The sequence below is a fragment of the Phenylobacterium sp. genome, assembly GCF_004299445.1.
In the GTDB taxonomy this organism is placed as follows: domain Bacteria; phylum Pseudomonadota; class Alphaproteobacteria; order Caulobacterales; family Caulobacteraceae; genus Phenylobacterium.
In genome coordinates this window covers 11,352-33,867 of sequence record NZ_SCTC01000080.1, presented here as the reverse complement: position 1 = coordinate 33,867, position 22,516 = coordinate 11,352, and the positions used below count along the sequence as shown (strand labels likewise).

Annotated in this window: 20 protein-coding genes; 10 read left to right on the top strand and 10 right to left on the bottom strand. The window is 68.0% G+C overall.

What is annotated here, in order from left to right; translation table 11 throughout:
- The first annotated feature begins 79 nt into the window (after positions 1–79).
- A complete protein-coding gene (locus EPN98_RS22225) occupies positions 80–247 on the top strand; it encodes a DUF465 domain-containing protein (protein WP_293365127.1) in 168 nt (55 codons plus the stop codon).
- Between the two features lie 66 nt (positions 248–313).
- Here the strand turns inward: EPN98_RS22225 and EPN98_RS22220 are convergent, their stop codons facing one another.
- Together EPN98_RS22220 and EPN98_RS22215 are read right to left on the bottom strand one after the other, a co-directional pair.
- Entirely contained in the window at positions 314–781 is a 468-nt protein-coding gene (locus tag EPN98_RS22220) for a response regulator (RefSeq protein ID WP_293365126.1), read from the bottom strand.
- Positions 778–1,866, bottom strand: coding sequence for a sensor histidine kinase (locus EPN98_RS22215; protein ID WP_293365125.1), 1,089 nt, complete (start codon positions 1,864–1,866; stop codon positions 778–780). The genes EPN98_RS22220 and EPN98_RS22215 overlap by 4 nt, the downstream gene beginning before the upstream one ends.
- 401 nt (positions 1,867–2,267) lie before the next feature.
- Here EPN98_RS22215 and EPN98_RS22210 point away from each other — a divergent pair, with 401 nt between their 5' ends.
- From EPN98_RS22210 to EPN98_RS22195, 4 genes are all read left to right on the top strand, one after another.
- Positions 2,268–3,344: a PEPxxWA-CTERM sorting domain-containing protein gene (locus EPN98_RS22210; protein ID WP_293365124.1), complete on the top strand. Its 1,077-nt coding sequence runs from the start codon at positions 2,268–2,270 to the stop codon at positions 3,342–3,344.
- Positions 3,345–3,454: 110 nt separating this feature from the next.
- The gene (locus EPN98_RS22205) at positions 3,455–3,967 is read left to right on the top strand and encodes a hypothetical protein (RefSeq protein WP_293365123.1); all 513 of its coding nucleotides are present in this window, start codon (positions 3,455–3,457) and stop codon (positions 3,965–3,967) included.
- A 223-nt stretch (positions 3,968–4,190) separates the two neighbouring features.
- Positions 4,191–5,708: a M20/M25/M40 family metallo-hydrolase gene (locus EPN98_RS22200; protein WP_293365122.1), complete on the top strand. Its 1,518-nt coding sequence runs from the start codon at positions 4,191–4,193 to the stop codon at positions 5,706–5,708.
- A gap of 456 nt (positions 5,709–6,164) precedes the next feature.
- Complete coding sequence (locus EPN98_RS22195; protein ID WP_293365121.1) at positions 6,165–6,476, top strand: hypothetical protein; 312 nt, start codon at positions 6,165–6,167, stop codon at positions 6,474–6,476.
- A gap of 51 nt (positions 6,477–6,527) precedes the next feature.
- Here EPN98_RS22195 and EPN98_RS22190 read toward each other — a convergent pair whose 3' ends face one another.
- The 5 genes from EPN98_RS22190 to uxaC are packed head-to-tail and all read right to left on the bottom strand — an operon-like array spanning position 6,528 to position 11,402.
- Positions 6,528–7,634, bottom strand: coding sequence for a sugar kinase (locus tag EPN98_RS22190; RefSeq protein ID WP_293365120.1), 1,107 nt, complete (start codon positions 7,632–7,634; stop codon positions 6,528–6,530).
- A gap of 5 nt (positions 7,635–7,639) precedes the next feature.
- Positions 7,640–8,311: a bifunctional 4-hydroxy-2-oxoglutarate aldolase/2-dehydro-3-deoxy-phosphogluconate aldolase gene (locus EPN98_RS22185; RefSeq protein WP_293365119.1), complete on the bottom strand. Its 672-nt coding sequence runs from the start codon at positions 8,309–8,311 to the stop codon at positions 7,640–7,642.
- 33 nt (positions 8,312–8,344) lie between these two features.
- The gene (kduD, locus tag EPN98_RS22180) at positions 8,345–9,103 is read right to left on the bottom strand and encodes a 2-dehydro-3-deoxy-D-gluconate 5-dehydrogenase KduD (protein WP_293365118.1); all 759 of its coding nucleotides are present in this window, start codon (positions 9,101–9,103) and stop codon (positions 8,345–8,347) included.
- Complete coding sequence (kduI, locus tag EPN98_RS22175) at positions 9,104–9,940, bottom strand: 5-dehydro-4-deoxy-D-glucuronate isomerase (protein WP_293365117.1); 837 nt, start codon at positions 9,938–9,940, stop codon at positions 9,104–9,106.
- 13 nt (positions 9,941–9,953) lie between these two features.
- On the bottom strand, positions 9,954–11,402 hold the full coding sequence (gene uxaC / locus EPN98_RS22170) for a glucuronate isomerase (protein ID WP_293365116.1): 1,449 nt from the start codon (positions 11,400–11,402) through the stop codon (positions 9,954–9,956).
- Between the two features lie 225 nt (positions 11,403–11,627).
- Between uxaC and EPN98_RS22165 the strand changes: the two genes are divergently transcribed.
- Entirely contained in the window at positions 11,628–12,470 is an 843-nt protein-coding gene (locus EPN98_RS22165; protein ID WP_293365115.1) for a 2-keto-4-pentenoate hydratase, read from the top strand.
- A gap of 6 nt (positions 12,471–12,476) precedes the next feature.
- Entirely contained in the window at positions 12,477–13,757 is a 1,281-nt protein-coding gene (locus EPN98_RS22160; RefSeq protein WP_293365114.1) for an MFS transporter, read from the top strand.
- 76 nt (positions 13,758–13,833) lie between these two features.
- Here the strand turns inward: EPN98_RS22160 and EPN98_RS22155 are convergent, their stop codons facing one another.
- A complete protein-coding gene (locus tag EPN98_RS22155) occupies positions 13,834–15,843 on the bottom strand; it encodes a redoxin domain-containing protein (protein ID WP_293365113.1) in 2,010 nt (669 codons plus the stop codon).
- 132 nt (positions 15,844–15,975) lie between these two features.
- On the opposite strand from EPN98_RS22155, the gene EPN98_RS22150 reads away from it, so the two are divergent.
- Positions 15,976–16,566 carry a TetR/AcrR family transcriptional regulator gene (locus tag EPN98_RS22150; protein WP_293365112.1) on the top strand — a complete coding sequence of 197 codons (591 nt, stop codon included), beginning with the start codon at positions 15,976–15,978 and terminating at the stop codon, positions 16,564–16,566.
- A 4-nt stretch (positions 16,567–16,570) separates the two neighbouring features.
- Here EPN98_RS22150 and EPN98_RS22145 read toward each other — a convergent pair whose 3' ends face one another.
- Complete coding sequence (locus EPN98_RS22145; RefSeq protein ID WP_293365111.1) at positions 16,571–17,626, bottom strand: LacI family DNA-binding transcriptional regulator; 1,056 nt, start codon at positions 17,624–17,626, stop codon at positions 16,571–16,573.
- A 199-nt stretch (positions 17,627–17,825) separates the two neighbouring features.
- On the opposite strand from EPN98_RS22145, the gene EPN98_RS22140 reads away from it, so the two are divergent.
- On the top strand, positions 17,826–19,232 hold the full coding sequence (locus tag EPN98_RS22140; protein WP_293365110.1) for a mannitol dehydrogenase family protein: 1,407 nt from the start codon (positions 17,826–17,828) through the stop codon (positions 19,230–19,232).
- Positions 19,233–19,266: 34 nt separating this feature from the next.
- On the opposite strand, the gene EPN98_RS22135 is transcribed toward EPN98_RS22140, so the two are convergent.
- A complete protein-coding gene (locus EPN98_RS22135; RefSeq protein ID WP_293365109.1) occupies positions 19,267–19,536 on the bottom strand; it encodes a helix-turn-helix transcriptional regulator in 270 nt (89 codons plus the stop codon).
- 183 nt (positions 19,537–19,719) lie between these two features.
- Here EPN98_RS22135 and EPN98_RS22130 point away from each other — a divergent pair, with 183 nt between their 5' ends.
- On the top strand, positions 19,720–22,515 hold the full coding sequence (locus EPN98_RS22130; RefSeq protein WP_293365108.1) for a TonB-dependent receptor: 2,796 nt from the start codon (positions 19,720–19,722) through the stop codon (positions 22,513–22,515).
- The last annotated feature ends 1 nt before the right edge of the window (position 22,516 follow it).

The window sequence follows — 22,516 nt, the reverse complement described above, 5'->3', positions numbered from 1 at the left end:
ATGCCTGGGGAATCCCTGCCCAAATGAACAGAACCGGCGTCCGCGACACTGCCGTCGCGCTCCGGCGAGGACATCGCGCATGAGCCGCCAACACCTGCTGCAGCTGACCCGCAAGCATCAGGACCTGGACGCGAAGATCCACAGCGAGGGGCGAAGCCCCAGCTCCGACGATCTCGCCCTCCGCGCGCTCAAGCGACAGAAGCTCAAACTCAAGGAACTGATCGTCCAGGCCGAGCAGGCGCTCTAGCGCCGCCGACGACACCCGTCAGTCCGCGCCCTCGGGACGACGAGGCTGCGAAGGGGCGTCCCGCCCCTAAGCCGCCCTCGGCGTCCCGTTCGCCTCATGGTCGAAGACTTCGAGCGTGGCGGGTCGCGGCAGGCTGTCGTCGCCCTTGAGGTGGGCCAGCAGGTAGGCCACCGCCACCACCATGTCGGCCACGCTGTACGGCTTTGGCAGCGATCCGATCGCCGCCGTCTGCGCCGACCTCGCCCGGCTTTCCTGGCCGCTGATGAACAACACGGGAATCCCCTGCGCCTTCAGATCTTCCGCCAGGACGATGCCGTCGTCGCGGCCATGCAGCCTGATGTTCACCAACGCCAGGTCGGGCTTGCAGTCCTTCACCGCGGCCAGCGCCTCCTGCCAGCGGCCCGTCAGATCCATCACGCGATAGCCGGCGTCCTCCAGCTCGTCCCGCAGGGCCATGGCCGCGAGGATCTCGTCCTCGACGATCAGCAGCGTGCTTGCCCCCTGACCTCGCGCGTCGCGCTCGTAGCCGGTCACTTGGATTGGGCCGCCCGGCCCGTGAGCGATGGCGGCGCCGGCGCGCTGTCGACCAGCGCGATGTGGGTGTGGTCGATGGAGACGCAGACCCCCGGGTTTGCGGAAGTGATTTCAACGGTGGCCTGCAGCTGCTGAGCCAGCGCCTGCACGATGCTGGTGCCCAGTCCGGTGCGGACCAGCGCCGGATCGGTGGGCAGGCCCACGCCGTCGTCGGTCACCGTCAGGGTCCAGTTCGCGCCCCGGAAGTCGCAGGCCACCACGATCTTCCCGCGGTGGTTGTCCGGGAACGCATGCTTCAGCGCATTGATCACCAGCTCGGTGACGATAAGGCCCAGGCTGACCGACACGCGGGAATCGACGACGCCCCGCCCACCCTCGACCACCAGCGACAGCAGATCGGGGTCGGCGATCATCGAGGCGGCGATGCTGCCGCAGAGCTCGGTGAAATAGGCGTGCAGCTCGACGCGGTCCTCGCCCGACCCCGCCAGCAAACGCTCCAGTGCGGCGATCGACATCACCCGGTGATGAGCGTCCTTGAGGTGACCGCGGGTCTCGGTCGAACCGGACTTGCGGGCGTTCTGCAATAGGACGCTGGCGATGATCTGCAGGCTGTTGGCGACGCGGTGGCGCACCTCCTGGAGGAGGACCAGGTTCTCGCGCATCGCAAGCGCCCGGGCGGCCTCGTCGGCGCGCGCGTCGGTGACGTCGGCGATCGCCACCAGCAGCCGCACGTTCTCGAGGTCGAGATAGTCCAGGCGCTGGGCGTGGATCACCAGTTGGCGCGCCGGCTGGCCGGAACGCTCCAGGTCCATCTCGTAGGCGGCGATCGTCGCCGCGCCCGAGCGGGTCGCCTGCAGCAGCGAGCGAAGCTTGGGCGAGGCCCACTCTCCGCCGCCCAGGCTGGCCAGCGGCCGCCCGCGCGCCGTGTCGGCATCGATCCCGAAGGCGTCGAGAAACGACCCGCTGACCGCGACGACCTGTAGATCGCCGTCCAGCAGCAGCAGTGGGCCAGGGGAAGCTTCGACCACGGCCATGCTGAGGCTGAGGGCCGCCGCCTCGGAGGGCGATGTCGGTTGGGTAGTCATTCGGTCGTTCAACGACCGGAGGCTCGCGTGGTGCGAGTCATGCCCGAGTCGACTGTCAGGGAGGCGCGGCCCGAAGGAGGCCCGCGCTATCCCCGTCAACGCGGACTCTGCGCCTCTGTTCCAGGTCGTGCGAGGTATTTCCATCGGATGAGCCTCAGCGCCCGCCGGTCGCTTGGCGCTGCGCGCCGCGCCGCCGCCGGAATGGTCCCGCAGAGCACGCGACGGTGGAGGTCGATTCACCGGTCAGGCGAGCGGCCCCAATCTGAGTAGTTTCGCCATCTGCCCTGCGGATGGATCCCTACTCGGGAAACCCAGTCGGGCGGCCCGTTACTATCGTTTGGTCAGGTTGCACCGACGACGCCCCCATGCGCTTCCCCATCTGTGATCTGTTGGGGTTAGTAATGTATCGAAGCCTTCTCGCCGCCGCCGTGACCGCCACCGCGCTGGCCGCCGCCAGCTCGGCCTCTGCGGTCGTCTGGACATCGAACCTGGAATACCAGGGTGTGAACGGTGCGGCGGAAAAGCCGTACGGCGTCGTCACGATCGAGGACGGCATCAACTTCGGCAAGACCGTGAAGGTCTCCGTGGCGCTGACCAATCCGAAGTCGCTGTTTCTCAACACCGGCGGTCCGCACGACCCGTTCCTGTACAACGTCCTGAGCGCCCCCGGCGTTCAGGTGGTCAATGCGATCAACCAGAACTTCTTCGATGGCGGCTACTCGAACCCGGGCGTCTTCGAGGCCACCCCGTTTGGTCTCTTCACCAGCAAGATCGGCATCGGTGATTGGGTCGATGGCCAGAACGTGGTCTCAGGCTTCCACTTTGTCGATCAGACTACCAGCCAGCAGGTGCTGGTCGGCTACCAGATCGGCGGCTACGAGATCAAAGGCTACGAGATTTCCGGCTACGAGCCGAAGCGCGACAAGAACGGCAAGATCGTCCTCGACAAGAACGGCAAGGCCGTCGACGATAAGAGCAAGCCGATCTACGACCAGTCCAAGCCCATCTACAACTACAACAAGCCGATATACGACCAGACGAAGCCCATCTACGAGACGAAGACCACCACCACCAAGGTGAAGGTCCTCGACTATACCTATGTGCCCGGTCACTGGGTCGAGGCCGGCAATGGCGCGAGCAACGGCGTCACCGGACCGCTGGAGTTCTACCTCCACGACGACGCCGGCCTGACGTTTGCGGGCGTGGGCTTCAACGCCGATCCCGACACCGGCAAGCTGCTGGCGCCGTTCGGGACGGGCAACCGGTTCTTCTCGAACACGGGCGGCTGGTGGTTCACCGCCGACATCTTCGATGCCGACACCGGCAAGACCTACAACGTCGCGGCCAAGGACGCGTTCTGCGACGAGTGCATCGTGAAGACCGCGGTCCCGGAACCCGGCGCATGGGCCCTGATGATCCTGGGCTTCGGCATGGCGGGCGCGCTGGTCCGCCGCCAGCGGCGCTTCGCCGCCGCCTGATAGGAACGCACCCGCCACCAGAGGGCCCCGGTCCCCACAGGGGCCTTTTCTGTGCCCGGCGCGATCGGGGAGGATTGACTCCGGCCCCCGGATATGTTCTCTTTTTGTTCATGTCGAACGCGACCGACACGGTGGCCGAACAAGCCCTGCTCCTGGAGCTCGCCCAGCTCGGCATGGGCATGGCCCGCAAGGTGCACGAAGCCGCGCTCGCCACCGACGACACCCGCGAACTCGTGGCCCTCGCCGGCGCCTACCACCACATGAGCCGCGGCGTGCGCCAGTCGCTGGCCCTTCGCGCCCGCTTCGCCGCCGGAACCGTCGCCCCTGCCCCCCGGGCCGAGGCGACACGGTCGTCCGCCCGGCCCGCCAACCAGGACGGACGCCCCGAGCGCGACGACGCCTACGAGCGCCCCGACTGGCACGTGCGCCTCGAAAAGCCCGAGGCCGAACGCCTCCACGCCGACGACGACGTCAATCGCGCGAGAATCCGCCGCGATCTGACCATCGTCTCCCGGACCCCGGCCCTGGCCGCCATCCCGGCCCTCCAGGCCCCCGCCGCCACCCTCGCCGGCCGCGCCGCCCTCCTCGGCGGCGGCGCCCTGCGCCTCGTCAACACATCCTGAGGCACGCGCCCCTCTCCCGTGCGCGGCAGCGCCGTGGAAGAGGCCGGTAGAAGGCGGCGCGACCACCCGATCATCACCACCCTTGGCCCCGAATCTAGCCTCACCTCCCCCGCGACGCGGTGGGAGGATAAGGCGCGTTGCGCAACCTCGCCGTCGGACCCTGCAGGCCTTGCTCGCCATGAGACTCTAAGGTCTAGCTCCTTCCCCTGGATCAGGGGGAACCATGCGCTCAGTCCTGGCTGCAGCCGCCGTCGTCATCGCCATGACCTCTTCGGCGCTCGCCGCCGACCTGGCGAAGGTCCGCGCCTGGCGCGTGACCCAGGAGCGCGACATCGTCCGCCAACTGGCGGATTTCACCGCGATCCCCAGCATCGCGGCCGATCCCAAGGGTCTGCAGACCATGGCCGACCGCCTGCAGGCGGAACTCGCCAAGCGTGGGTTTGAAGCCCGCCTGCTCTCCGCCGGCGCCGGCGACCCGCCCAGCGTCTATGGCGCGCTCTCCACGCCCGGCGCCAAGCGGACGGTCGTGTTCTATGCCCACTATGACGGCCAGCCGGTGACCCCCAGCCAGTGGCGCTCCGATCCCTTCAGGCCGGTGATGCGAACCGGCATCGGCGACGACGCCCGCGATATCGATTGGCAAGCTGCCACCGGCCGCCTGGATCCGGAGTGGCGGCTGTTCGGCCGCGGAACCAGCGACGACAAGTCCTCGATCGTGGCCTTCCTCGCGGCCTTCGACGCCCTGAAGGCCAGCGGCCAAAAGCCGTCCGTCAACATCAAGGTCTTCTGGGAAGGCGAGGAAGAGGCGGGTTCGCCCCACCTCGAGGCCGTGCTCGAGGCCAACCGCGACCTGCTGGCGGCCGACCTCTGGCTGATCGGCGATGCGCCGGTCCACCAGTCGCGCCTCCCCACGATCTACTTCGGCGCACGCGGCGTGATGGGCGTGGACGCCACGATCTACGGCCCGACCCGCGCCCTGCACGACGGCCACTACGGCAACTGGGCGCCGAACCCCGCGGCCATGGCGGCGCAGCTGATGGCCGACATGCGCGCCCCCGACGGACGCATCCGCATCCCCGGCTTCGACAGCGACGTCCGCCCCCCGACGCCGGCCGAGCTGAAGGCCGTCGCCGCCCTGCCCGACGTCGACGCCGCCCTGCAGCGAGACCTCGGCATCGCCGCGCCGGAAACCCGCGAGGGATTGGCCAGCAGCATCCTGCGCCCCTCGCTGAACTACCGGGGCCTGAGCGCCGGCCGGGTGGGCGCGGCCGCTGTCAACGCGATCCCGACCGAGGCGGTCCTCTCCATGGACTTCCGCCTGGTGCCGAACCAGACGCCGGCGTCCGTGCGCGCCAAGCTCGAGGCCTACCTGCGGGCCACCGGCTGGACCGTGGTCGACGCGCCGCCGACCGCCGCCCAGCGCGCGGCCAGCGCCAAGATCATCCGCCTCGCCTGGGAGGGCGGCTACCCGGCCCTGCGCTCCGACATGTCCAGCCCGCACGCCCAGGCCGTGCTGGCCGCGGCGGGCCGCGCGGCCGGCCGGCCGGTGGCTGTCCTGCCCACCATCGGCGGCAGCGTGCCGATCTACCTCTTCGACGAGGTGCTGGGGGCCCCGGTCATCGGCCTGCCCATCGGCAACCATGACAACAACCAGCACGCCGCCAACGAGAACACCCGCCTCCAGAACCTCTGGGACGGCATCGACCTCTACGCCGCCATGATGAGCGACTTGCGCTGGTAGGCCCTCACCCTCCCCGCCTCGCGGAGAGGTCGGAAGGCGCGATCGGACCGACGTCCGCTTGCCGCGCCGATCTCAGTGGCTGCAAACGACCCGTAGCGGACCCTTACCTCCCCCGCGAAGCGGCGGGAGGGGGACCAGTCGCCGAGCGCAGCGGAGAGCGACTGGTGGAGGGGGCGGGCCTCAGGCTCAGCGGAACGATTGGCCGCTGTTGGCTCAGCAGGTGGAGCCCGCCCCCTCCACCAACCGCTCTTCAGCCGGCGGCGCCGGCTTCGGCGGCCGGTCCCCCTCCCGCCGCTTCGCGGGGGAGGTAAAGCCGCAAACCACCCCTCGCTGACGTTCAGGACGGCCGCCTTCGGGCAACGGGCCGAACGTCCGGTCTGAGGCTCGGCCTCGATGTCCGCCTTAGACCCTTAGCGGACGTTCCACTGCGCAACTGGCATCGCTAAGCTCGACGCGATGAGCGAGCTAAGACATGTGCGAGCGCGTTGGCCTGAACCGGAGGTCCCACCGGGCGAGCCGTTATGGCTCCACTACGAACTCGATGAATCGGCTGACGTGGTCGTCCGCTCGGTTGACCTGTTTCCGAACGGGGCGGTCAACAGGAATAGCATCGAGGTCGAGGAGCGCGGCGGAAAGCCTTGCCCCTCACTGATCGACTGCTCGATCGCCGAAGGATTCGCTGGCGTGGAGTTGGAAGAGATCACGCGCGACGAATTCGAGGAGATTTGGGCGCGAGGCAAAGACACGCCGTTCTGGAATGTCGGCTAACCACCCCTCGCTGACGTTCGCCAGGTCGGCTTCGGGCCCCGATCTATCGCCCTACCGGATAACCCGCGCGCCCTTCGACTTGATCGCGGTCTCGACCTCGGCCGCGCGCACCATCGAGGTGTCGCCTGGCGTGGTCATGGCCAGCGCGCCGTGGGCCGCGCCGTACTCCACCGCCATCTGCGGGCCCAGGCCCTCCAGGAACCCGTACGCCAGGCCCGAGGCGAAGCCGTCGCCGCCGCCGACGCGGTCGTAGATCTCGAGGTTCTCGCGGGTGCGCGACTGGTAGAACTCGCCGCCCGCCCAGATCACCGCGGACCAGTCGTTGACGCTGGCGGTCTTGGCGTTGCGCAAGGTCGTCGCCGCCACCTTGAAGTTCGAGAAGTGGTTCGTGCAGGCCTCGATCATCTTCTTGAAGTTGGCCGGGTCGATGTCGCTGATGTGCTCGTCCAGCCCCTCGACCTCAAAGCCCAGGCAGGCGGTGAAGTCCTCTTCGTTGCCGATCATCACGTCGACGTACTGGGCGATGTGGCGGTTGACCTTCTGGGCGCCTTCCTTGCCGCCCTGACTCTTCCAGAGCGAGGCGCGGTAGTTTAGGTCGTACGAGACGATCGTGCCGTACTTGCGCGCGCACTCGACCGCCTCGATCACCGCCTCGGCGGTGTTCGAAGCCAGCGCCGCGAAGATGCCGCCGGTGTGGAACCAGCGCACGCCCTCCTCGCCGAACAGCTTCTCCCAGTTCACCTCGCCCGGGCGGATCTGCGAGGCCGCCGAGTGGCCGCGGTCGGAGGTGCCCAGCGCCGGGCGGATGCCGAAGCCCTTCTCGGTGAAGTTCAGGCCCACGCGGGTGTTGCGCCCAATGCCATCGAAGTCGCGCCAGATCAGGTGCGACTGGTCCACGCCGCCCTGCATCATCAGGTCCTCGACCAGCCAGCCGAGGTCGTTGTTCGGCAACGCCGTGACGTGGGTGGCGCGCTTGCCCCAGCACTTGCGCATGGCGCGCGCGACGTTGTACTCGCCGCCGCCCTCCCAGACCTGGAACTGGCGGGCGTTGCGCACACGGCCGTGGCCCGGATCGAAGCGCAGCATGACCTCGCCGAACGCGGCGCAGTCCCACTTGCATTCGTCCGCCTTGCGGATGTTGAGCACGTCGCCCGCCATGGTCTTCAGTTCCCTTTGATCTTCTTGATGAGCGCGACCGTCTCGCGGACGCGCGTCTCGATGCCGTCGTAGTCCTGGGCATCCAGGAGCTGCTTGGTGATGAGGTTCGAGCCGATGCCGCAGGCGACGATGCCCGCGCCGAACCAGGCCTTCAGCGACTCCTCGGTCGCCTCGACCCCGCCCGTCGGCATGATCTTGGTCCAGGGCATGGGGCCCAGGACGTTCTTCACAAAGTCGGGGCCGCCGACCGAGCTGCCCGGAAACACCTTCACGATCTCGACGCCCAGCTCCTGGGCCTCGCTGATCTCGGTGGCCGAGCCGCAGCCCGGCGAGTACGCGATGCCGCGGCGGTTGCAGAGCCGGGCCACCTCGGCGTTGGTCATCGGCCCCACGACGAAGTTTGCGCCGTTGGCGATGTAGATCCCGGCGGTCGGCGCATCCACGATCGAGCCCACGCCCATGATCACGCTGGGATCGGCCTTGGCGAAGTGCCGGGTGACCTCCAGGAACACGTGGGCGGCGAAGTCGCCGCGGTTGGTGAACTCGATGCACTTGGCCCCGCCGTTGGCGCAGGCCTGGATCACCTTCGAGCAGACCTCCACGTCCGGGTGGTAGAAGACCGGGATCACCCCCTGGTCGATCATCGCGGACAGGACTTTCAGGCGGTCACGAGCCATCGGGCGTACTCCTTGAGATGCGCGGGCCGCGCGTCAGCGCGCGAGCCAGCCGCCGTCCACGGGGACGATGGCGCCGTGCATGTAATCCGCCGCCCGGCTCGCCAGGAAGACCGCAGCGCCGGCCAGGTCCTCGGGCGTGCCCCAGCGGCCGGCCGGGATGCGCTCCAGGATCTGCCGGTTGCGCACCTCGTCGGCCTGCAGTTGGGCGGTGTTGTTGGTGGCGAAGTAGCCGGGGGCCAGGCCGTTGACGTTGATCCCCTTGGCCGCCCACTCGTTGCAGAGCGTCTTGGTGATCCCCGCCAGCCCGCTCTTCGAGGCCGTGTACGAGGGCACCCGCAGTCCGCCCTGGAAGCTCAGCATCGACACGACATTGATGATCTTGCCGCCCCGGTTGTCCGCGACCCAGCGCTTCGCCACCGCCTGGCTGAGGAAGAACACCGTCTTGAGGTTGGTGTTCATCACCGCGTCCCAGTCCTCTTCGGTGAAGTCGAGGCTGTCGGCTCTGCGGATGATGCCGGCGTTGTTGACCAGGATGTCCAGGCGGCCCGCCGCGGCATAGGCCTCGAACACCACCCGCTCGATCGGCTCGGTCGTCGAGAGGTCGGCCTTCACCTGGAACAGCCTGCGGCCCGCGGCTTCCACCAGGGTCGCCGTCTCGTCGGACGCGCTGCGGCCCACGGCGACGATGTCGGCGCCCGCCTGCGCCAGACCGACGGCGATCGCCTGGCCCAGGCCCATGTTGGCGCCGGTGACCAGGGCGACCTGGCCTGTGAGATCGAAGAGGCTGGTCATCTACTTCAACTGGCAGATGTCGAGGACGTTCATGTCGGTGTAGTCGAGGTTCTCGCCGCCCATGGCCCAGATGAACGCGTAGTTCGACGTGCCCGAACCCATGTGGATCGACCACGGCGGCGACATCACCGCCTCCTCGTTGGCCATCACGATGTGACGTGCGTTGTCCGGCTCGCCCATGAAGTGGAAGACCCGGTCGTTCTCGCCGAGACCGAAGTAGAAGTAGATCTCGCTGCGGCGGTCATGCAGGTGCGGCGGCATGGTGTTCCACACGCTGCCGGTGTTGAGGATCGTGAGCCCCAGCAGCAGCTGCGCCGACTTGCACGTCTGCGGCACCACCAGCTGGTAGATCGTCCGCTCGTTGGACGTTTCGAGCGCCCCGCGCTCCAGCGGCACCGCATCGGCCAGCGCCAGCTTCTTGGTCTCGAACGCAGCATGCGCCGGCGTCGACACCAGGTAGAAGCGCGCGCCCTCGCCCTCGAAGGTCACGTCCTTCGCGCCCATGGTCACATACAGGCAGTCGCGCGGCGCCAGCGCGTGCGCCGTCCCGTCGACCGTCACCACGCCCGCCACGTCCGAGACGTTGATGATCCCCATTTCGCGGCGTTCCAGGAACGGATGGCCCTTGGCGCTCTCGGGCTCGGTCTGGTCGGGCAGCTTGATCGCGGTCTTCGCCGGGGCGGCGCCGCCGATCACGAAGCGCTCGTAGTGGGTGTAGTTCAGCACCACCTCGCCGGCGGTGAACAGGTCCTGCACCAGGTAGCGCTGGCGGAGGGTCTCGTTGTCGACGCCCTCCATCATGTCCGGATGGGTCGCGTGGTAGATGCGCTTGAACAAGGTCGTCCTCCCGTCAGACCAGCTCTGAGGCGGGCTTGGCCGCCGGCTCGTCGAGTTTGTAGGCCCGCTTGGGCAGGTTGTAGGCGAGGTCGACGGCAGTCTCGGCTGCGTCGTCCTCAGAGATCCGATGTTCGGTCACCAGCCGCGCGAGGAAGCTCGCGTCGACCCGCCGGGCCACGTCGTGCCGGGCCGGGATCGACAGGAAGGCCCGCGTGTCGTCGTTGAAGCCGACGGTGTTGTAGAAGCCTGCCGTCTCGGTCGTCTGCTCGCGGAACCGGCGCATGCCCTCGGGGCTGTCGTGGAACCACCAGGCCGGCCCCAGTTTCAGGCACGGATAGTGCCCGGCCAGCGGGGCCAGTTCGCGCGCATAGCTGCTCTCGTCCAGCGTGAAGACGATGATCGACAGCCGCGGATCGTTGCCCAGCTTGTCCAGCAGCGGCTTCAGCGCGCGGACGTAGTCGGTGCGGGTCGGGATGTCGGCGCCCTTGTCGCGGCCGAAGGTCCCGTGGAGCCAGCGGTTGTGGTTGCGGAAGCTGCCCGGGTGGATCTGCATGACCAGCCCGTCGTCCAGGCTCATCTTGGCCATCTCGGTCAGCATCTGCGCCCGGAACAGTTCGGCCTCCGCCGGCGTGAACACCCCGCTCAGGACCTTGCGGAACAGATCGTGAATATCCACCTCCGACAGGTCGGCGGTCTGCGCCGTCGGATGGCCGTGGTCTGTGGACGTCGCGCCCATTTCCATGAACGCCGCGCGGCGGATGCGATGAGCTTCGAGGTAACCCTTCCACGAATGGACGTCCTGGCCGGTCATCTCGCCGAACCGCTCGATCTCGTGGGTGAAGTCCTCATGCTCGGGGTCCACCACCGGGTCGGGGCGGTAGGCGGTGACCACCCGGCCCTTCCAGCCCGACGCCCGCATCGCCTTATGGTGCGTCAGTGGATCGGTCGGCGACTCGGTCGTGGCCAGCAGTTCGATGTTGAACCGCTCGAACAGCGCGCGCGGCCGGAAGCCCGGCGTCGCCAGGGCCTCATTGATGCGGTCGTAGTAGAGATCGGCCGTGGCGCTCTCCAGCGCGACGTCGAACCCGAACACCTCGGCGAACACATGCCCCAGCCAGATGGCCGACGGCGTGCCGCGAAACAGGTGCTGATTGGCCGCGAAGATGCGCCAGGCGGCCCGAGGGTCGGCGCCGGACGGCCCCTTGCGCGACGGCACGCCCAGGCTCTCAAGCGAGACGCCCTGTGAATAGAGCATGCGGTAGAGATAGTGGTCGGGCGCCAGCAGAAGCTCGGCGGCGTTCGCGAACGGCGCATCGCCCGCGAACCACTCCGGGTCAGTGTGCCCGTGAGGGCTGATGATCGGAAGGGTCTTCACGGCGGCGTACAGGCGGCGCGCCACGGCCCGGGTCGCGGGCTCGGCGGGAAACAGCCGATCCGGATTGAGCTGCAGAGGCCTTGTCATCCGGCCGTTTCCTCCTCGTTCTGAGCTAGGTAACCGGTGTCATTTCCCGGCGCAAGCCATTTGCGTCCTGGCTGACCGACTACCGCATGGCGGCCGGAATGTCGCGTTCGGAGTAAATTGACACCGGTTACCTTCTGCCACAATGTGCGCGCGACCCGGCCGGACAACGGCCCAACGACAACGCCGTGCGCCTGGAAACAAGGGCCGGCCGGAGGACGACAACTCGTGACCGTTCCCGCGGCGACGCCCGCGACTGCGTTTGACCCGGCCCAGGTCGCCCGCCAACTGGTGGGTGCGCGCCGGGCCGCGCGCGCCCTCCCCGGCTTCCCGGGCGACCTGCCGGCCGGCATGGCTGAAGGCTACCGCGTTCAGGAGGCCGCCATCGAACTCTGGCCCGAGCCCGTCGTGGGCTGGAAGGTCGGCCGCATACCGCCGGAGTTGCAGGCTGAGCTGGCGGCCGAGCGCGTGATGGGTCCCGTATTCGCAGGCCATGTCTGGACAGCCGACCCCGCCACCCCCACGCCCCTGCCGGTGATTCCGGGCGGGTTCGCCGCCGTCGAGGCGGAATACATCTACCGAATGGGACGCGACGCCCCGGCCGACAAGCTGGAGTGGACCCCCGAGGAAGCCCTCGACTACGTGGGCGACCTGCTGGTGGGCGTCGAGTTCGCCGGCAGCCCGCTGGCGACCATCAACGTCCTGGGGCCCCGGGTGGTGGCCTCGGACTTCGGCAACAACGCGGGCCTGATCCTGGGGCGCGTGGTCCCGCACTGGCGCGCGCGGCCCGACGAGATTCCGCCCTGCCACGCCTGGGTCGAGGGGAAGCTGGTGGGCGAAGGGTCGCCCGCCTCCATCCCCGGCGGCCCGCCCGCCTCGCTCGCGTTCCTGATGGCGGCCTGCGCCGCCCGCGGCCGTCCCCTGAAGGCTGGACAACTGGTGACCACCGGAGCCGCCAGCGGCATCCATGACATCGAGGCCGGACAAGCGGCCCGCATCACCTTCGGCGACCTGGAAGAGATCCGCTGCGTCGCGGTTCCGGCCAGGCCCGTCGAAGCCCGGGAGGAGTAGACCGAAATGACCGCCGAAGACGCCGCGCGCGCCGGTCCCACCGCCGCAACCGGCCGATATCGCTGGGTCGTCGTGGCCCTGTTGTTCACCGCGATGGTGATCAACTACGTCGATCGTCAGGCCCTGGGCCTGCTGAAGGCCGACCTCACCGCAGAGTTCGGCTGGAGCGAGACGAATTACGCCGACCTCGTGTTCTGGTTCCAGTGCGCCTACGCCGTCGCCTACCTCGCCTGGGGCCGGATCATCGACAGGATCGGAGCCCGTTTCGGCTTCGGCATCGCCTTCGCCATCTGGCAGATCGGCCACATGGCGACTGCCGCGGCCACCTCCTTCGGCGGCTTCATCGCGTCGCGGGTGGTCCTGGGCCTGGGTGAAGGCGGCGCCTTCCCGGCCGGCATCAAGTCGGTGGCCGAATGGTTCCCCAAGAAGGAACGCGCGCTGGCGACCGGCATCTTCAACGCCGGCACCAACATCGGAGCCATCATCACCCCGCTGCTGATCCCGGCGCTGACGCTGACGTTCGGGTGGCAGATGACGTTCATCATCACCGGACTCATGGGCTTGGTCTGGCTGCCAATCTGGCTCCTGGTCTACCGCCGCCCGCGTGAGCACAAGAAGGTCTCGGCGGCCGAACTCGCGCACATCGAGAGCGATCCGGCTGACCCGGTCGAGAAGGTTCCGTGGGTGAAGCTGCTCGGCTATCGTGAGACCTGGGCCTACGCGATCGGCAAGTTCCTGATCGACCCGATCTGGTGGATGTTCCTCTTCTGGCTGCCCGACTTCCTGGGCAAGCGCCATGGCCTCGACCTCAAGACGTTCGGCCCGCCGCTCGTGGCCATCTACCTGCTCTCGGATGTCGGCAGCGTCGGCGGCGGCTGGCTGTCGTCGCGGTTCATGAAGATGGGCTGGTCGATCAACCGGGCGCGCAAGACCACCATGCTGATCTGCGCGCTCCTGGCCGTCCCGGTCGCCGGCGCGGCGCTGGCCTCCAACCTCTGGGTCGCGGTCCTGATCATCGGGGTCGCTACCGCCGCCCACCAGGGCTTCTCGGCCAACCTCTACACCCTGCCCAGCGACGTCTTCCCGCGGTCGGCCGTCGGCTCGGTCGTCGGCATCGGAGGCATGCTGGGCGCCGTGGGCGGGATGGTGTTCTCAAAGTACATCGGCGCCGTTCTCGAAGACCTCGGCACCTACACGCCGATCTTCGTGATCGCCGCCTCGGCCTATCTGCTGGCCCTGCTGGTCGTGCACATCCTCACGCCCAGGATGGAGCCGGTGAAGATCTGAACCCGCTCGTTCAGGAAACCAAAACGCCGGCGTCTCACGACGCCGGCGTTCTTGCTTGAGCGATGGCGACGGGGCCCTACTGCCCGCCCGGGACGCCCCCCGCAGGGGTGGGCGTCGCGCTGGCCGTCGGCGCAGCGCCTCGGCGGCCGCGCGGCATCATCTTCAGCGCCGCATCCAGCTCCTTCTGGTCGACGCCGCCATCCTTGTTGGCGTCGATCATGGCGAAGTACTTGTTGATGTTCTCGCCCAGGTTCCCCTTGAGCTCGGCGGGCGTCAGCTTGGCGTTCATGTCGTCGTCCATGACGCCCATCATCAGCCCGGCCTGCATCAGCTTGTCGTTCTCGGGCTTCTGGTTGGCAACCGTCTCGTCCGTCCAGCGGTAGTGGAGGTAGAGGGCCAGCATCTCTTCCGACGACTGCTCGCCCCAGGTGACCCGCTTGGTCGGGTCGGGATTGGACGGATTGCGGGTCGAGTTGTCGAAGGTCCAGCGGGTGACCACCTTCGAGCCCGCCGGGATCTTCAGCGGGTCCTTCAGGAAGTACTCGTACTGCCACTCGAACTCGTAGCGCGGCAGGGACAGCAGCTTCTGCTCCTTGCCGTCCGGATAGATCACCGCGACCTGCACCGAGCCGCCGCGGTGGTGGGCGTGCGGGGTCAGCCCGTACAGCACCATCTCCTTGGGCACGGCGATGTACGCGCTCTCCTGATGCCACTCCTCGCCCGGCGGGATCACCAGCGAGAAGTCGAAGATGCCGAAGGTGCGCAGCACGTACTTCGGCTCCTGCCCTTTCGGGTAGAAGTAGAGGCCCATCTGGGTCTTCTCGACGGTCTCCCTGCCGTAAGGCGTGTAGTGGTTCTGGAAGGCGATGCCGCCCGACGGCGGCACCCAGGTGCCGGTTCCGGGGGGCGAAATGTTCGAGCCACGACCCGGGCCGTAGCCGCCCAGCGACGCGCCCCACTGCGACTCCGTCGCCGTGGCGCCGGGCTTCTGTTCGCCGTCGACGACACCGGTCAGGATGTGGTGCACCACCTGGCGGTCGGTGACGCGGAAGGTGGTGGCCTTCATCCAGCGGCCTTCGGTAAGCACGCTGGGCACCACCGGGCGCTGGTATTCCATGACGCCGGTCGCCGGGATCTTGGCTTCCGGAATCTCGACGATGACGTCCGGCTTGCCAAGGGGCCAGTCCGGAGCCTCGAACTTGATCTTGGCCAGCGGGTCCTCGCCCTTGCCGCGCGGCGCGCCGGCCTCGACCCAGTGGACCAGGGTCTTGATCTCGGCCGCGGTCAGCCGGTCGTCGTGGGCGAAGGCGCCCACGGTGGGATCGGCCAGGTAGGGCGGCATGCGCTTGGTGCGGATCACCTCGCGGATCATCGGCGAGAAGCCCTTCACCTGCTCATAGCTGTTGAGCGGCATGGGCCCGATGCCGCCCGGCTGGTGGCAGGTGGCGCACTTCTTCTCGACGATCGGAGCGATGGTCGCGGTGTAGCTGATCTTCTCGTGCGCCCGGCCCCGCTCGGGGAAGGCGATGGCGCCGCCGGTCGCCGCGCGCACCACCAGCGAGGGCTTGTTCCCGGCCACCAGGGCGTCGAGCGTGGCGGCCGCGCCGTCCACCGGGCCGCGATAGGCCACGGTCCACGATTTCGGGTCGACGACGATCACCTCGGCGGCGCGGGTGACGTTCAGGCCCTCGCCGATCAGCTGGTCGTAGTCGAACAGGATGGGCATGGAGATGCCCAGCGCCTTGGCCTCGGGCGCCACCTTCTCCCGGGTCTCGCCCAGCTTCGAGGCCAGCATCATGACCTCGACGCCTTTGGTCTTGTAAGCGGCCTTCAGCGCCTCGTACGTCGCGGCCTCCTTGCGCACGGTCGCATCGCCCGAGGCATATGTGATCAGCACCACCGCCTTGGCGTCGCCCATCCGGTAGAGCTGACGGGCCAGGTAGTGCTGGTCGGGCAGGACGAAGTCGTCGACCGCCTGGGCCGCCGGGCCCTGCGCCGTCGCGCCGCCGGCCAGCATAGCGCCCATAGCGGCCGTCGCGAGCAAGGCGGCCAGCCCGGCTCGCGTCATGTTCTTCGAAATGGCCATCGACGGCTCCCCCAGCGGTTCTTCCCAGTGCTTCGCGCCCGGACTTGTCTTAAGTCTCATCGCGCCGCCGGCTTGACGCCGCCACGAAGCACTTACGATATACACTGGATCATAACGGGGTGCAGCCGCTCTATGTCAATCGCCCTCGACGCCCGGATCGTCCGCACGCGCGCCGCCCTGCGTCAGGCCATGGTCGACTTGGCCACCGAGAGCGCGCTGGACGAGATCACCGTGCGCGCCATCGCCGCCCGCGCCGGCGTCGGTTACGCGACCTTCTTCCGTCACTATGCGGACAAGGAGGCGCTGCTGGCCGACGTGGCGGATGCGCTGACCGGAGACTTCCTGACCCAGGTGCGACCGCTCCTGCTGCAGAAGGACCGCCGGGGAGCCGCCCGCTCGCTGTGCGCCTTCGTCCAGGACAACCTGCCGATCCACCGCGCCCTGATCGCTGGCGGCGCGGGCGAGACCGTGCGCGCCGGCATGCTGCGCCAAACCCTGGAGACCCTGGGCCGCGCCCGTTCGTCGGCGTCACAAGATCCGCTGGACGAGATGCTGCTGTTCCATCTCACCTCGTCGATCCTGAACCTGCTGGCCTGGTGGCTCCGCAACCTCGACCGCGTCGACGCCGAGACCATGGCCGAGATCATCGAGCGGACGGTGCTCACGCCGGTGGGAGCGCTCCGCAAGCAACCGCCGGAGGGGCTCGGCGAACCCGGCGGCTAAAGACTCACCTCTTCGCGGGCGGGGCCGTCGACTCCCGCACCACCAACGACGGCAGGCGGCTCTTCGGGTCGCGGCTGTCGTCTTCTCGGCCCATCAGGCGTTCCACGGCCAGGCGGCCGATCTCGCGGGTGGGGGTCCGCACCGTGGTCAGGGTGGGCCAGAGGCGAGACGCGATCTGGAAGTCGTCGAAGCCCACCACCGAGACGTCCTCGGGCACCCGGACTCCCAGTTGACGGGCGGCCTGCAGGACGCCCGCGGCCATCTCGTCGTTGCCCGCGAAGATCGCGGTGGGACGGTCGGCCATTTCCAGCAGTGCGCGGCCGCATTCGACGCCGGATTCGTAGGTATAGGCGCCCTCGGCCACGTAGGCCTTGGCCAGCGACAGGCCGCGCTCGTTCAGCGCCTCCTCGAAGCCCGATCGCCGCTCGTGCGAGGAGCGGAACGTCGGCGGGCCCGAGAGGAACGCAATCTTCGTGTGGCCTAGCTCGGCCAGGTGGGCCGCAGCCTCGCGTCCGCCCAGGCGGTCGCGGGTCTCGATCATGTGGTCGGGCGTATCCAGGGTCACCGAGGCCACGCGGACGTAGGCGCAACCGATGTCGGCCATCAGCTTGGCGGCCCGCTCGTCCTCGGACACCGACGGCGTCAGCACTACCCCGTACAGCCGCTGGCGCTCGATGAACGCGCGCAGGTCGTCCAGGAACGTGGGGCTGGAGCGGTCGCAAGGGTGCACCACCAGCTCGAAGCCCGAGTTGCGCATGCCGTCCAGCAGCCCGAGCTGCATGTTCACGACGTACTGCGGGTTGGGGTTGTCGTAGACGAGGCCGATCAGGAACGCGCGCCCATAGGCCAGCCCCCGCGCCTGCGGGTCGGGCGCGAACCCCAGTTCGGCGATAACGGCCTGGATCCGCTCGCGTGTGTCGTCGCGGACGAACGGCGAAGCGTTGATCACCCGCGACACGGTCTTCTTCGAGACCCCGGCCAGGCGGGCGATATCGTTGATCGTGGGGCGTCGCCGCAGGCCTTCGGAGGCCCCCTCTTCGGGCGTGGGCGACTTGCTCATCGGAGACTTCACGGGGGTTGTGACCGATCCTTCGGGCCGACTGTTAGCCTTCATATCCCCTGCGCCGCGCCGGGCCGCAACCACAAGCCTGAAGCAGGTCCGCCTTCCTATGCAGATTAGGTGACACCGGTTACCATCTACAAATGCTTCGGAACGGCCTTCCCCGTTGATGCGTCTCTGCAGTTCCACGCTCGCTCGGGTGCCTCCGCCGATCGGCCTACCGGCCTATAATCGCGAGCTGGCGCGGATCGGCGTCGTGCACTTCGGACCGGGTGCTTTCCACCGCGCGCACCAGGCCTGGTACTTCGACCGGATGCTCTCACGCCGGCCCGACATGGCGGTCTGCGCTGTCTCTTTGCGAACGCCGGACGTACGTGATGCGCTGACGCCGCAGGACGGGCTCTACACCCTGGTCGAGAAGGACGCCGCGCCGGCGCTGCAGGTCGTCGGTTCGATCCTGCAGGTGGTCGTGGCGCCCGAGGATCCGGCTCTGGTCTTCCGCCGTCTGCTCGAGGCCCGCTATGTGACCGCGACGGTGACCGAGAAGGGCTACTGCCTGACCACCGAGGGCGAACTCGACCTCGAGCATCCGGACATTCGCCGAGATCTGGGACGGCGCGAGCACCCGCTCAGCCTGATCGGCTGGATCGCCGAGGGCCTTTCGCGGCGCCGCCGTCATGATCTGCCGGCGTTCACGGCCATCAGTTGCGACAATCTCTCGGATAACGGGCTGAAGCTGCGCCGCGCCGTGGTTCGGTTCTGCGAGGCCCGCGGCGACCGGGAGTTGGCCCGCTGGATTGAGAGCGAGGCCCCCTTCCCGTCCAGTATGGTCGACTCGATTACGCCGGCCACCGACGAAGCCCTGCGCCAGCAGGTGCGCGCCGCCCTGGGCCTGGAAGACGCCTGGCCGATCCAGCGCGAGCGGTTCGTACAGTGGGTGGTCGAGGATCAGCTGGGGGCCGACGCCGAGCTGTTCCGCGAGGCGGGGGTGACAGTCGCCAGCGCGGTCGCCCCGTTCGAGCGCGCCAAGCTGAGATTGCTGAACGGCGCCCACTCCACCCTCGCCTACGCCGGCCTGGGAATGGGCTGTGAGACGGTCTTCGACGCCATGAACCATCCGCGTCTGGCGGGCTTCGTCGAGGCGATGATGCGCGAGGATATCGCCGCCAGCCTGCACGCCCCCGAGCTCGACCTGCCAGACTATGTGACCCGCATCCTCGCCCGCTTCCGCAACCCTGCGATCGTGCACAAACTGTCGCAGATCGCGTGGGACGGCTCGCAGAAGCTGCGCTTCCGGCTGCTCGAGACGATCACCGAGGCGCTGGCGGACGGCCGGCCGATAGGGCGACTGGTCGTCGGCGTCGCCGCCTGGATGCGCTTCGTGGCGCATCAGGCCCGGGCCGGCGGCGTCATCGTCGATCCGTTGGCGGAGGTTCTGACCGGGATTGGGCGGGAGTGTGACGGCGGCAAGGACGATGTCGGCCGTTTCCTGGCCCTGCCGGAGGTGTTCCCGGCCGCGCTCGCCGCAGACGAAGCCTTCCGGACCGCCGTGACCCAGGCCTATGTGGGTCTCGGCTCCGATCCGGACAGGGTGCTCGCGAGCTAGCCTCCGCCCCCTGCGCGAAGGCGTCGGGCCGGGCTCATGCCGCCGCCCGCAGGGCGCAAAGCTGGGTGGCGATCCGCCCCACCAGGGCGTCGGGCGACAGGCCCAGGCTCTCGGCGATCCGGCAGAATTCCAGCAAGTCCACCCGCCGCTGGCCGCGCTCGATCATCGCAACGTGTGAGCCGGTCTTGCCCAGCCTGGCCGCAAGGGCCCGTTGGCTCAGCCCCGCCTCGCGCCGCGCCCCGATCAGCACGTCGCGGACTACGCCATACTCGTCCGAGAACACGGGGTTCGGCCGGCGCGCCATCCTGACAGGCTGAAGCGTCAAGTTGTTGACACCGGTGTCACAGACAGACATGTTCCCTCCAGTATTCTGGCGTTCGCCTCCTATGGAAGCGAGTCTCAGGGTAGTATGACACCGGTGTCATTGCAACATGAGCCGGTTGGGAACCACTAAGCCGCGATACAGTGGCGCTCGGGGAGTGAGACGATGACTGCGACGACGACGCGGCTGCGCATGCTGGCCTGTGGGGCTTCCACCCTCATCCTCGCCGGCCTGGCGGGTCCGGCCTTCGCCCAGGCCAGCGCCGACGAAGTGCAGGAAGTGGTGGTGACCGGCTTCCGCGCCAGCCTGGCCAGCGCAATCTCGGTGAAGAAGGCCGAAACCGACATCGTAGACGTCATCAACGCCGAGGACATCGCCGACTTCCCCGACCTGAACCTGGCAGAGAGCCTTCAGCGCATCCCTGGCGTCGCCATCGACCGCGACGGCGGCGAAGGCCGCACGATCACTGTGCGCGGCCTTTCCTCCGACTTCACCCGCGTCCGTCTGAACGGCCTGGAAGCGCTGGCCACGACCGGGGGCAAGGACGGCTCGGGCGGCGCCAATCGCGGCCGCTCTTTCGACTTCAACATCTTCGCCTCGGAGCTGTTCAACCGCCTGACGGTGCGCAAGTCGCAGTCCGCCGAGGTGGAGGAAGGATCGCTGGGCGCGACCGTCGACCTGCGTACGGCCAAGCCGTTCGACTACGGCGAGGGTGTCGTCGCCGTCGGCGGACAGTACGGCTACAACGACCTCTCTAAGAAGTGGGACCCGCGCGGCACCCTGCTGCTCAGCGACACCTGGTTCGACGGCAAGCTGGGCGCCCTGTTCTCGCTGGCCTACGCCAAGCGCACGACCCTTGAAGAAGGCTCGTCCACCGGCCGCTGGGAGAACCCGAGCGTCCCCACCAACTCGGCCGGCTGCTTCCAGACCCCCGGCCCCTGCAACGTGCCGGTGGGGACCTATTCGAACGTCAACTCGGCCTGGCACCCGCGGATCCCGCGCTATGGCCGGCTGACCTACGACTGGGAGCGTACGGGCGCGACCGGCGCGATCCAGTTCAAGCCCACCGACAGCACCACCTTCACCCTCGACGGCCTCTACGCCCTGCTCGACGGCAGCCGGCGCGAGAACTACCTCGAGGTCATCTCGTTCAGCCGCTCGGGCCAGGGCAACCCGCAGACCGACGTGCGCAACCCGGTCTTCGACTCCAAGGGCCATCTGGTCTCAGCCACCTTCGACGACGTCGATGTCCGAACTGAGGACCGCTACGACCGGCTGAAGACCGAATTCAACCAGATCGCCTTGCAGATCGATCACGAGTTCAATGACCGCTTCCGCGGCTCCCTGCTGATCGGCCGGTCCACGTCGATCCAGAACAATCCGGTCCAGACGACCATCTCGTTCGATCGTTACGACAGCGACGGCTACCAGTACGACTACACGCAGAGCCTGAAGCAGCCCGGCTTCAACTACGGGTTCGACGTCACCAACCCGGCGTCCTGGACCTTCGGCACGACACTGGCGCTGGGCGATGCGTCTCTCATCCGCATGCGGCCCAATAAAACGGTCAACGTGCTGAAGAACGTGCGCGCCGACCTCGAGTTCGACGTCAACGACGTGTTCCAGGTGAAGGGCGGCCTGCTCTACAAGGAGTACGACTTCCGCACCCAGGAGCAGCGTCGCTTCGTCCTGGGCGGCATCACCGAAGGCGCCGTGGCCCTGCCGCCGGGCGTCACCATCGCCACGCTTTCCAAGCTCATCACTGGTTTCGGCAAAGGGCTCAATCTGCCGGCCGGGACGCCGACGTCGTGGCTTTCGCCCGACCTGGAAAAGGTGGCCGAGGCCCTGGGCATCAACTGCAACTGCATCAACCAGTTCGGCGATTTCCGCCTATCTGGCGACAACCAGCGTGGCGCAAACCGCGACGTCGAAGAGCGCGACTTCTCGGCCTACCTGCAGGCCGACTTCGACACCGAGATCGGGGGCATGCCCGTGCGCGGCAACATCGGCATCCGCCATGCCCGCACCGACCAGGAAGCCCGCGGCTTCGTCGGCGTGAACTACGTCAACGTCGCGCGCAGCTACAAGGATACGCTGCCCTCGCTGAACGTGGTGGTCGAGCCTGTCGACAACGTCATGGTGCGCTTCGCGGCGTCCAAGGTGATGTCGCGGCCGCAGCTGCCGAACCTGACCCCCGGCGGCACGATCAATAACACCGCGCGCACGCTGAACGTCGGCAACCCGCTGCTCAACCCGATCCGGGCCGATACTTTCGATCTCTCCTTCGAGTGGTACCCGGACAGCGAGACGCAGTTCACCCTGGGCTTCTTCTACAAGGACCTGAAGAGCTACATCCAGAGCGCTGCGTCCACGATCCCCTTCTCGGAGACGGGCCTGCCGACCAGCCTGCTCTCCAACGGCAACACAGCCGACACCATCTTCACGGTCACGCAGCAGCAGAACACCGACGGCGGGTCGCTCAAGGGCCTGGAAGCCAGCATCCAGCGGCCCTTCACGTTCCTGCCCGGGCCGTTCGACCGCTTCGGGGGCATCGTGAACTTCACCTACGTGAAGTCCGACATCGAATACATCACCAACGCGGCCGCCAACCCGCCGACGACGGTCGTCCAGCCGCTGGTGGGCCTGTCGCCCTACTCGTTCAACGCGACGCTCTACTACGAGTATGAAAAGGTGAAGGCTCGCGTCTCCGCCTCTTACCGCGACGGCTACCTGTCGACGGTGCCGGGCGGCAACGGCAACGACGTGCGGGGCAAGTTCTCCACCCTGAACTTCGACGCCTCGGCCAGCTACGAGGTCACCGACAAGCTCACGCTGTCGGTCGAGGGCATCAACCTGACCGACGAGTTCGACGACCGCTGGATCTCGTCCGAGCGCAAGAGCTCGGAGGAATACGTCCACACCGGCCGGCAGTTCTACGTGGGCGTGCGCTACAAGTTCTGAG

Bases quoted from the DNA above. Each gene is read 5' to 3' on its own strand.
- EPN98_RS22225 (WP_293365127.1), top strand. From the start codon at position 80: ATGAGCCGCCAACACCTGCTGCAGCTGACCCGCAAGCATCAGGACCTG.
- EPN98_RS22215 (WP_293365125.1), bottom strand. From the start codon at position 1,866: ATGACTACCCAACCGACATCGCCCTCCGAGGCGGCGGCCCTCAGCCTC.
- EPN98_RS22210 (WP_293365124.1), top strand. From the start codon at position 2,268: ATGTATCGAAGCCTTCTCGCCGCCGCCGTGACCGCCACCGCGCTGGCC.
- EPN98_RS22205 (WP_293365123.1), top strand. From the start codon at position 3,455: ATGTCGAACGCGACCGACACGGTGGCCGAACAAGCCCTGCTCCTGGAG.
- EPN98_RS22200 (WP_293365122.1), top strand. From the start codon at position 4,191: ATGCGCTCAGTCCTGGCTGCAGCCGCCGTCGTCATCGCCATGACCTCT.
- EPN98_RS22195 (WP_293365121.1), top strand. From the start codon at position 6,165: ATGAGCGAGCTAAGACATGTGCGAGCGCGTTGGCCTGAACCGGAGGTC.
- EPN98_RS22190 (WP_293365120.1), bottom strand. From the start codon at position 7,634: ATGGCGGGCGACGTGCTCAACATCCGCAAGGCGGACGAATGCAAGTGG.
- EPN98_RS22185 (WP_293365119.1), bottom strand. From the start codon at position 8,311: ATGGCTCGTGACCGCCTGAAAGTCCTGTCCGCGATGATCGACCAGGGG.
- kduD (WP_293365118.1), bottom strand. From the start codon at position 9,103: ATGACCAGCCTCTTCGATCTCACAGGCCAGGTCGCCCTGGTCACCGGC.
- uxaC (WP_293365116.1), bottom strand. From the start codon at position 11,402: ATGACAAGGCCTCTGCAGCTCAATCCGGATCGGCTGTTTCCCGCCGAG.
- EPN98_RS22160 (WP_293365114.1), top strand. From the start codon at position 12,477: ATGACCGCCGAAGACGCCGCGCGCGCCGGTCCCACCGCCGCAACCGGC.
- EPN98_RS22155 (WP_293365113.1), bottom strand. From the start codon at position 15,843: ATGGCCATTTCGAAGAACATGACGCGAGCCGGGCTGGCCGCCTTGCTC.
- EPN98_RS22150 (WP_293365112.1), top strand. From the start codon at position 15,976: ATGTCAATCGCCCTCGACGCCCGGATCGTCCGCACGCGCGCCGCCCTG.
- EPN98_RS22145 (WP_293365111.1), bottom strand. From the start codon at position 17,626: ATGAGCAAGTCGCCCACGCCCGAAGAGGGGGCCTCCGAAGGCCTGCGG.
- EPN98_RS22135 (WP_293365109.1), bottom strand. From the start codon at position 19,536: ATGGCGCGCCGGCCGAACCCCGTGTTCTCGGACGAGTATGGCGTAGTC.
- EPN98_RS22130 (WP_293365108.1), top strand. From the start codon at position 19,720: ATGACTGCGACGACGACGCGGCTGCGCATGCTGGCCTGTGGGGCTTCC.